Annotated in this window: 4 protein-coding genes; 1 reads left to right on the top strand and 3 read right to left on the bottom strand. The window is 53.6% G+C overall.

Annotation, left to right across the window (positions count from 1 at the left end; all coding sequences use genetic code 11):
- The first annotated feature begins 391 nt into the window (after positions 1 to 391).
- Entirely contained in the window at positions 392 to 1,501 is a 1,110-nt protein-coding gene (locus JMJ16_RS25680) for a hypothetical protein (protein ID WP_201386087.1), read from the top strand.
- An 85-nt stretch (positions 1,502 to 1,586) separates the two neighbouring features.
- Here the strand turns inward: JMJ16_RS25680 and JMJ16_RS25675 are convergent, their stop codons facing one another.
- The 3 genes from JMJ16_RS25675 to JMJ16_RS25665 form a co-directional block, all read right to left on the bottom strand.
- Complete coding sequence (locus JMJ16_RS25675) at positions 1,587 to 1,892, bottom strand: 2Fe-2S iron-sulfur cluster-binding protein (protein WP_007912232.1); 306 nt, start codon at positions 1,890 to 1,892, stop codon at positions 1,587 to 1,589.
- A 196-nt stretch (positions 1,893 to 2,088) separates the two neighbouring features.
- Positions 2,089 to 4,326, bottom strand: a complete 2,238-nt coding sequence (locus tag JMJ16_RS25670) for a choice-of-anchor D domain-containing protein (protein ID WP_201386085.1) — start codon at positions 4,324 to 4,326, stop codon at positions 2,089 to 2,091.
- 248 nt (positions 4,327 to 4,574) lie between these two features.
- Positions 4,575 to 8,057, bottom strand: coding sequence for a carboxypeptidase regulatory-like domain-containing protein (locus tag JMJ16_RS25665; protein WP_201386083.1), 3,483 nt, complete (start codon positions 8,055 to 8,057; stop codon positions 4,575 to 4,577).
- Positions 8,058 to 8,372 lie beyond the last annotated feature (315 nt).

Genomic DNA, 8,372 nt, shown 5'->3' with positions numbered 1-8,372 from the left:
TCATGGTAACACCTGGAAAGGAAGCCTTTCAAGTCTGCCTGCCATTTCCTTTTTTTATCCTAATCCGGGTCATGTGTATAGTGTGTAGCTAAGGTATCAGATGAAGCCTGGCATCTCAGCTACACACTATACACCCTAATCTTCTTCTTGAGACACGTTTATACAGGATGGCACGGTGATAAGATAGCCATTTTTCACTATCTTCAGCGCTAATACTTGATTACAGAGGTGCCGCAGTGTTAGTGTGGATAGTGAACACGAGGAGTGAACACGAGAATATTAGAGTTGAGTTTTTCTTTTAAGGTAGGCGAAGATTATGATTTGTGCATACTGTAATGCTGCGAGAGAAGCAAACACTGCTCCATGTCCCAGATGTGGTGCGCCTTCGCCGTTGCTGGGACAGACGAACGCTGGCGGTTTCCAGGCTGGAAGTATGCCAGGGGGAAGTGCCTGGGGGATGGGAAGCCCGGCAGCAGGCGGAGCCGCAAATGGCGCATGGGATGATGTACCCCAGCTCTCCTTTAGTGGTCCCCAAGTTGTGCCACAACCACAGTGGTGGTCTCAGCCAGAAGGCTCCGCTCAGGGGCAGGGGGCATCCCAGGTGAACTGGCAGCAAGGCCAGCCGCAGAATGATTGGCAGAGCGGGCAGAGTTCAATGCCGATGCCAGGTTCAGGTCCCTTGGGCAGCGGTCAGTGGGGAAGCGGACAATATGGTGGGGCCGGTGGCTCGGGGACTCAGCTTTCCTGGAATCAGGACGGCGAGGCGAATAACCAGTTTCAAGGAGCGCAGCCAGAGCAATCGCTCTTGCCAGTACCTTACCAGGCGCCAAATACCGTGCAGCTACAGGTGCAGCATGGGCAGGGAACGTCGTCGATGCTCATGCCAGTGCAGAATATTGAGCAACTGCTACCAGACCTGCCCGAGCAAGAGGGTTCCGTCTACGTGCCGCCCATGTACACCAAGCCGCGCGCGGTCATCCCCAGATATCGCATCATTAGCGGTTTTTTGAGTGTGATTGTCGTGGTACTTTTGCTCTGCACGGGTGCAGGCTACTATGCCAAAGCTTCTGGTAAATTGAGAACTGTTACAAACATCTTAGGTTGGAGTACCCCGGCTCCCGTTCAGCCGACAGTCACAACCAATATTCCCGATCCAGCCCCGCGTGAGACGGGTCCAGGCGCAGGTATTATTACCTCCGCCACCACCACCTCGCGCATCGATCCTAATAGCCATATTGCCCTGGATGAGCATAAAGTCTTTGCCCCTGGAACTATCTTCTACGTAACCTACAATATCTCAACGAAGAAGGACGCGGGAAAGATAGCCGTCAAGGTATTTACAAATGGTATCCAGGATAAGGCGCAAGAGACCGCTATTGAGGCTAACCGGAATAAGCATGGTTATATTAGCCTCACATATCCCGTCTCGCTCTCTGGCAAAATAGAACTCTACTGGAATGATCAACTGGCCTATCGCCTCTACTTTGCCGTGAAGCAATAAGTATGTGTAGACTCCCTGATAGGTAGTAGAAAGCCCCTGATAGTCTATGGCTATCAGGGGCTTTCTACTACCTATCAGGGAGTCATTATTTACAGCGGGTCTCAACGGTGACATCACCAAAGACCTGGACCTGACAGGCGAGGCGTGTATTGGGGTTTTTCTTCAAGTCCTTGCGGAGCCAGAATTTCTCCATGAAGGTCAGGGGGTTGGTGTTCTCGCTAGGAGAAACCGCGACGCGATCAGTACCGCACAGGCCGTTGCCGTGGCAGTTACCGACTTTGTAGATACCGCAGTATACGGGCACATCATGCTCAAGCGCGGGATAACGCACTGTATCGCCTTCAGCAACCTGCACCTGCACGTTTTCGCGTACATATGTAATCGTTGGCACGACTTATATCCTCCGTGATAGATGTTTGATTGGCAGATAAGGAAAGATAAAAAGAGGTATCAAAACCTGTAAATTCTTGTCAGAATATAGCACAGACATTAGGGAGCGTCAACCAAAGTAGAATTGATAAGGGAAAGTATGTGGGGAGAGGGGTATCGGGCGTCCGGCCAGTACCCCTCTCCCCACATACTTTCCCTTAAGAGTTTGTCACTACCATAGTGATGGTGAGTTGCGCTGGTTGGACTTTGAGCGCTGGATCGCTGTGGCTAAAGGTTATGGTGGTTGTAAAAGTGCCCGTACTGGTCGTTGCGACTGTGGGGGTGACCATAAGAATATCGCTCTCGCCGGGATTGAGCGTGCCCTGTGTGAGCGAGAGGCTGGCCGAGCCATTGCTCTGGCTGGTGCGCCAGTTGAGTGTCGCCTGGCCGACATTGGTCACTGAAATTAGTTGAGAGGCGAAGCTATTGCCCCTGGTCGTGTCGAAGGTAAGAGTTGATGGCACCACGCTAATGATGGGTGCGGGCGGTGGTGAGACGGTGAGCGAGACCGCGACCTGCTTTACCTGGCCACCTGAGTTGATGGTGAGGGTACCTTGATAGGAGCCGGGTACCAGGCGACTATCATCAACGTGAACGATTAGCGTCGTTTGCTGGCTGCCATCCAGGCTCCCACTGGTCGGGGTTGCGCTGAGCCAGTTGCCCTGGTCAGCGGTACTGGCACTGGCCTGCCAGCTTAACGCGAGCGCTCCCGTGTTTTGCAGGGTAATAGCTTTATCGGCTGGCTGCTGATTGACAATCGTCGAGAAGGCCAGGGTAGGTGGTGAGACCACAAGGTTGCCTGTGGCAATGACACTGAGTGAGACGCCAACCTGGGAAGTACTGTTGGCACTGCTAAAGTTGAGAGTGCCTTGATAGTTGCCTACCGCCAGTTGTGTAGACTGAATGGCAATGGTAATGATCGCGCTGCTATGTCCTGGCAGCTTGCCCTCGGCAGGCGACATGCTTAGCCAGGGCGAACCATCGCCGGTCAGGGTCGTTCCCGTCCAGTTGATGGCCTGGTCGCCTGTATTCTGAATGACCACGGATTGGGCCGCTGGGCTATAGTCTGTGCCTGTCGAGAAGGCTAGCGATGCTGTTGAGACGACGAGTGTTGCGCTGGCTGGCTCTTTGGCTACGCCTAGCGTCACAGTTAACGTAAGTGGAGCGCTTTCGCTGGCGTTCGTTGTGCGGAAGAGCAGGTGCCCAGTGTAGGTATGGGGCAGAAGCGTGCCCCGGTTGGCCTTGACCTGGATGGTGGCGCGTCCCGCGAAGGAGCCGCTCGCGGGAGTGACCGAGAGCCAGGGCTGATCACTACTGACCTGCCAGGTGAGCGAATTGCCACCATTATTGATCAAAGTCAGGTCGCGGGTCGCGATGGTCCCGCTGGGAGCGGCGTCAAAGTCGATGCGCTGGGTCGCCAGTTGCAGTTGGGGAGGCCCGCTGGGCGTTTCCTGTACCATGACAGTTGTTGAGACACTGAGCCGCATATGTTCATCAGTGACATGAATGGCGTGGTTGCCAATGCTCCACGCTTGTGTCACACGGATCTCTAGTGAGAAGGCCCCCTGCTTATTCGTACTGGCAAGCAGAGGCTTCCCGTTGTCGCCAGGGATAGGCTGAGCGACATCATAGGTGAGAAGCAAATTATCGTGTGGGCCAAAGCCGCTCCCTTTAAGGAGAAAGGTATCGTTGATGCGTAGCTGATTGGGGGTAGCGATCACTGAAGCCTGGGCAATTGATGGCTTGTTGTCAATAAGGAAGAAGGCTAACACGCTACTCATGATCAAGAAGAAGAGGCAGGTGCAGATCAGGATAAGGTTGGTGGTGCGAGGACGGGGGGAGCGCACATTTGAGAGAGGAAAAGGTGGCTCTGAGATGGGATCTATCGCGCCCTGCTTCTCGGCTACATAGCTTGTTGGCGCCTCCTCATGTAGGGATGCTTGTGGCTGGGGATTGCTTTCTACCTGAGGGGGTATTGGTACGGCGACTTGTGGCTTGGAGGCAAAACGGCTGGCACGTCGCGTGGGAACGGGTATGTTTAGCCCAGGACTACTTTGTTGATCGCTTTGCGTATTCTCTACTTCAAATTCAGATGTACTCTCGTCTACGTCAACTGTGCGCGAGCGTACAGTTTGCTGTAACGCCTCCATCATGCTGGAGTGGTAGGGATGGTCTTCTGGATGTAGTCCGGCGTGGTGCCCAGCGCGATGCGGAGAGGCTGGTGGTAGTGATGGCTTCTGGGTATGTGGTTGCCTGGCCCCCGAACGACGCGAGGGGCGATCAAAAGCATAGCCGCAACGGCTACAAACCTGGGCATCGGCGCGCTGTAGTTTTTTTGCATTGTGGGCAGCGTATGGTATCCATCCCTGTATATATTTCAGGAGAAGTGAGCGCAATTCCTACTTCTCCCGCCTCCAATCATGTTTTAAAAAGATAGATGAGTTTCTATAAAATGTTGTTGCTATTCAATAAACGTATAGCTCGGGGAATTCTCAAGGATTGAGATACTCTTTTGTGATTTTGAAAAGTAGATGGGGCTTTGTGTGGTGTTTTATGTTGTATTGTATCACAATGTGTCGTAAGTGAGGCTATGTGGATGAAAGGGGCGGGCAAATTGCCCGCCCCTTTCATCACATAAAAATCGCTAGGGCGTGATCGCTGGTGGTGCCTGGACGGCCACGCCCGAAGTATCGCCATTGATAGTGACTGCCATGCTGCTGGTGTGCTGGACGTTTTGCGCGTCGGCACCGCTTACCGCCAGGGTATAGCTGCCAATGGGAATATTGCTAAAGTTGAAATTCCCTGAGCTATCGGCGGTTGTGGTCGCAATGACCCCGCTGCTCGTTGACAAGGTGACCGTGGCATTGGGCAGGGGTTCAGGTGTTGCGCATTGACTATCCGCGCAGGCAACAGCACTTCCACTTAGCTTATAGCCCGTGATTGTCAGTGTTACAGCGATCTGAACAGGGCTGCCGACAACGTTTGCGCCGCCGCTCCCGCTGGCGGAAAGCGTGATAGTTCCCTTGTATGTTCCCGGTGGTAGCGAGCCAGGGCTGGTAGTAACAGCCAGGGTGCTGCCACTGCCAATGTCGCTGCCATTGCCACCTGTCGAGAGCCAGCCACTACTCCCGCTGTCAATGCTAGCCGTCCAGTTGACGGGGCGAACGCAGGTACCAGTTGTTTGCAGGCTAACGTTCTGGCTGGCGATGGCCTGATTTTGTGAACCCGTGAAGGAGAGACTATCAGATGCCACCTGTAGGCTACAGGGAGGTTGCACCGTCAGTGTGACGGTAAAGGACTGCGGGCTGCCCTGGGCACTGGTATTTGTGCTCTCCGTGGCATCGATATTGACCTGTGCTCTATACACGCCAGGATCCAGTCCCGCGATAGAGGGCGATACACTGAGCATAGCAGTCGCGTTACTAGCGGTGAAGGTGCCCTTATTTGCAGAGAGTGCCAACCAGGAAGTGTTTCCGCTGATGGAGGCATTCCAGGTCAGGGGCCAGCTACAATTCCCGCTGGCGGAAAGGGTAATCGCTTGGGCAGTTGGGGAGCTTCCTCCCTGGATGGCATTAAACGCGAGTGCGCTCTGAGATGGCTGTGCCAGCGTACAGGGTGGAGCAACGGTCAGCGTTACCGTGATTGTTTGTGGGCTACCGGGCGTAGCATGATTGGCGTTATCGCTGCCATTAATTACCACCTGTCCCACATAGGTTCCGGGCGAGAGATTGCTGGGATCAATATTGATAATGACCTGCCCTGTCTGGCCGGGCGCGATGGTACTGCCCGTAGGTGAGGTACCAAGCCAGGAGTAGGCCAGATTATTAATATTTGTGCGCCAACTCAATGGACTATGGCCCGTATTTGTCAGGGTCACAGCCTGTCCCGCGGGTATGCCTTTGCCCTGGGTGGTTGAAAAATTGAGACTGAGTGGTGAGGCACTCAATATTGGCGCTATTGGTGTTGGAGGTGCCTGTACACTCAGATCAACCGACATCGAAAGGCTACTATTCCCCGCCACAACCGAGACGAGGCCCGTATAATGTCCCGCATTCAAGTTATGGGGATTGACGCCGATGGCTACGGTTGCCCCTGTCATATTATTGACGGTGCCACTATTGGGCGTAATGCTGATCCAATTGTTCGGGCTGCTGGCGTGCCAACCAATCGTGCCTGGACAATTGGTGCCAGACTTCAAGAACAGTGTCTGGTCGCTTGGATGGTTGAGTCCTGCGACGGTCACAAAGCTCATAGCGGGTGTGCTGGCAGTCACCGTACATTGTGGCTTAACGGTCAGGGCAACAGCCACGCTTTGCGGACTATTGATGGCCGTATGTCCATCGCTGGCGCTGAACGAGAGTGTATTGAGATAGGTTCCGGCAAGCAGTTTGCGGCTATCAATATCCAGTGGCACGGTGCTGGTGTCATGTGGCGCAACAATACCTGTGTCCTGGCGTGTTTTTAACCAGTTGAAATGCGGATCAAGCTCATGTAAGTAGGCATTCTGTCCATTGTCGACTGGCTGATTGCCTGAAATGGTCCAGTAGAGTGATTGGGCTCCAGGATTGGTGATCATTAGCGCCTGGGGTGAGGAGCCACTATTGCCATCAACGGTATTATAGTTAAGCACCACGGGTGTTACCTGCAAGACGGCGCCAGGGTAGGGAGGAAGTGCGTGCACCTCCATAGTCACCCTGGCCGTCTGAGGTTCCCCCACATTTGAGGCAAAGGTCAGAGTGCCAGTATAGGACCCGGGTTTGAGGTCGGCGCGCTGGATGCCAACCAGCAAGGTCTGCTGGCTACTAAATGCACCTTGCGTAGGCGTGACCTGGAGCCAGGATTGATCGCTACTGACGGTCCAACTAATATTGCCACTCCCCGAGTTATGCAGGGTAAGTGGTTGAAGTGTGTTAGCTCCCTGGTAGGCTCCTCCCATATCCAACTGCTTTGTATCTAGCAGGAAATGAGAGGGGCGTGTTGGACCTTCGGTAACATGGAGCGTCGTGCTGGCAATATAACGTGTATTGATATCCTCGGCCTGTACCAGGTGAAAGCCCGGTTCCCAGCTTGTATCAATATTGACTTTGATATCCACACTGCCATCATCACCAACGGCGACGAGCGTGCGGTCGATATTAATACGGATGGGCTCTCCAATGTCATGCGTCAGGTAGAGCATGGCATGAGGCCGGAAGTGATGTATGGAGAGCGTGATACTCTGTCCATACGAGGCGGTCGGAGTCGAAAGCGTCAGGGTTGGAATGCCACCAGATCCCTGGTTATTATTGCGAGAACCCAGAAATGAGAAAGAGACCAGCAGGCTATCAAACGCGAGTGAGAGCAAGATCAGAGCTGCCGCACAAATGAGGAAGAGACGCAAGCGCTGTTTATTCTGAAGAAGCGGTGTGACCAGTTTGGGTATTGGAAACGAAGGAATATGACCCTCAGCGATAGCTCTACGCACATCTTCCTGCTCAATCCGCTGTGCCGCCGCTGGATCAAGTTGACGCGCCAGCAGTGGATCTCCTGCGTCCGCCCATTTATCGTCCTCATTCTCCTCGTTTTCATGCTCGGGCAGCCAGGGCCAGAAGTCAGGTAGTGGCAGGCTGTTCTCCAGTATATCCCGCCGCGCGGCAGCCTTCTCCGGGCTTGCTGTATTGGTGAGCGTCCCGACGCCCGCAGGCTGGGTTGCCTCGTTTTGTGCAGCCTGGCCCACGCTTGGATGGGGTGTGCTCTCGCGCTCAACGTCTACGGTGATCTCTTTGAACGGAGAGAGGCGCGAGGAGCGGCGTAAACGTGGCTCTTTATGTTCAGTGGCTTGTAATAGGCGTGCGGCATCGCTTAAGTTATCGACCATATGACTGGAGGTATCGGTCGCTGGAGAAACTGGCGGAACCGTCTCCTCTGCGCTGAAATGAGTCGCATACTCTGGATCAGGAGCAAATGGATCTATCTCGGGAAGAGTTATTTCTCCCGTGATATCGGGCATGGTTATAAAGGCGCTCTCTGCCTGGGTCGAGGCAGGATGCGCGCCAGGTTCTTCTGGAGATGACCAGGCGGAGAGGCATTCTTCACAGTAGACGGCATGATCTGGGCAAGCCCTGCCGCAATGTCTGCATTTACTCATTATGTACTCTTTACCTATAAATACTCCACTGCCACATATCAACACAGCAAAAAACAGCAAAAAAGAGAGGAGTGAGGCGAGAGCTGGCCCCCAGTAGTGCTTCGCTCCTTAAGAAAAGGCTTTGAAAATATGGCACAAAGTACGCAAGCTATAGTACGCTGCACTGAAATAAACGTTCCAGATGCAGATTTTTCACATCCACTTAACGCGTATAGGAGCATTTGGGCACAGATATATAATTAAAAGGCGTGAGTAAAAATAAAAACTGCTTCTATGCGTTATTATTCCGGGTTACGAGTGTGATGTGCTCTGGCT

Source organism: Ktedonobacter sp. SOSP1-52, assembly GCF_016587395.1.
This window is presented reverse-complemented; position numbering and strand designations above follow the sequence as displayed.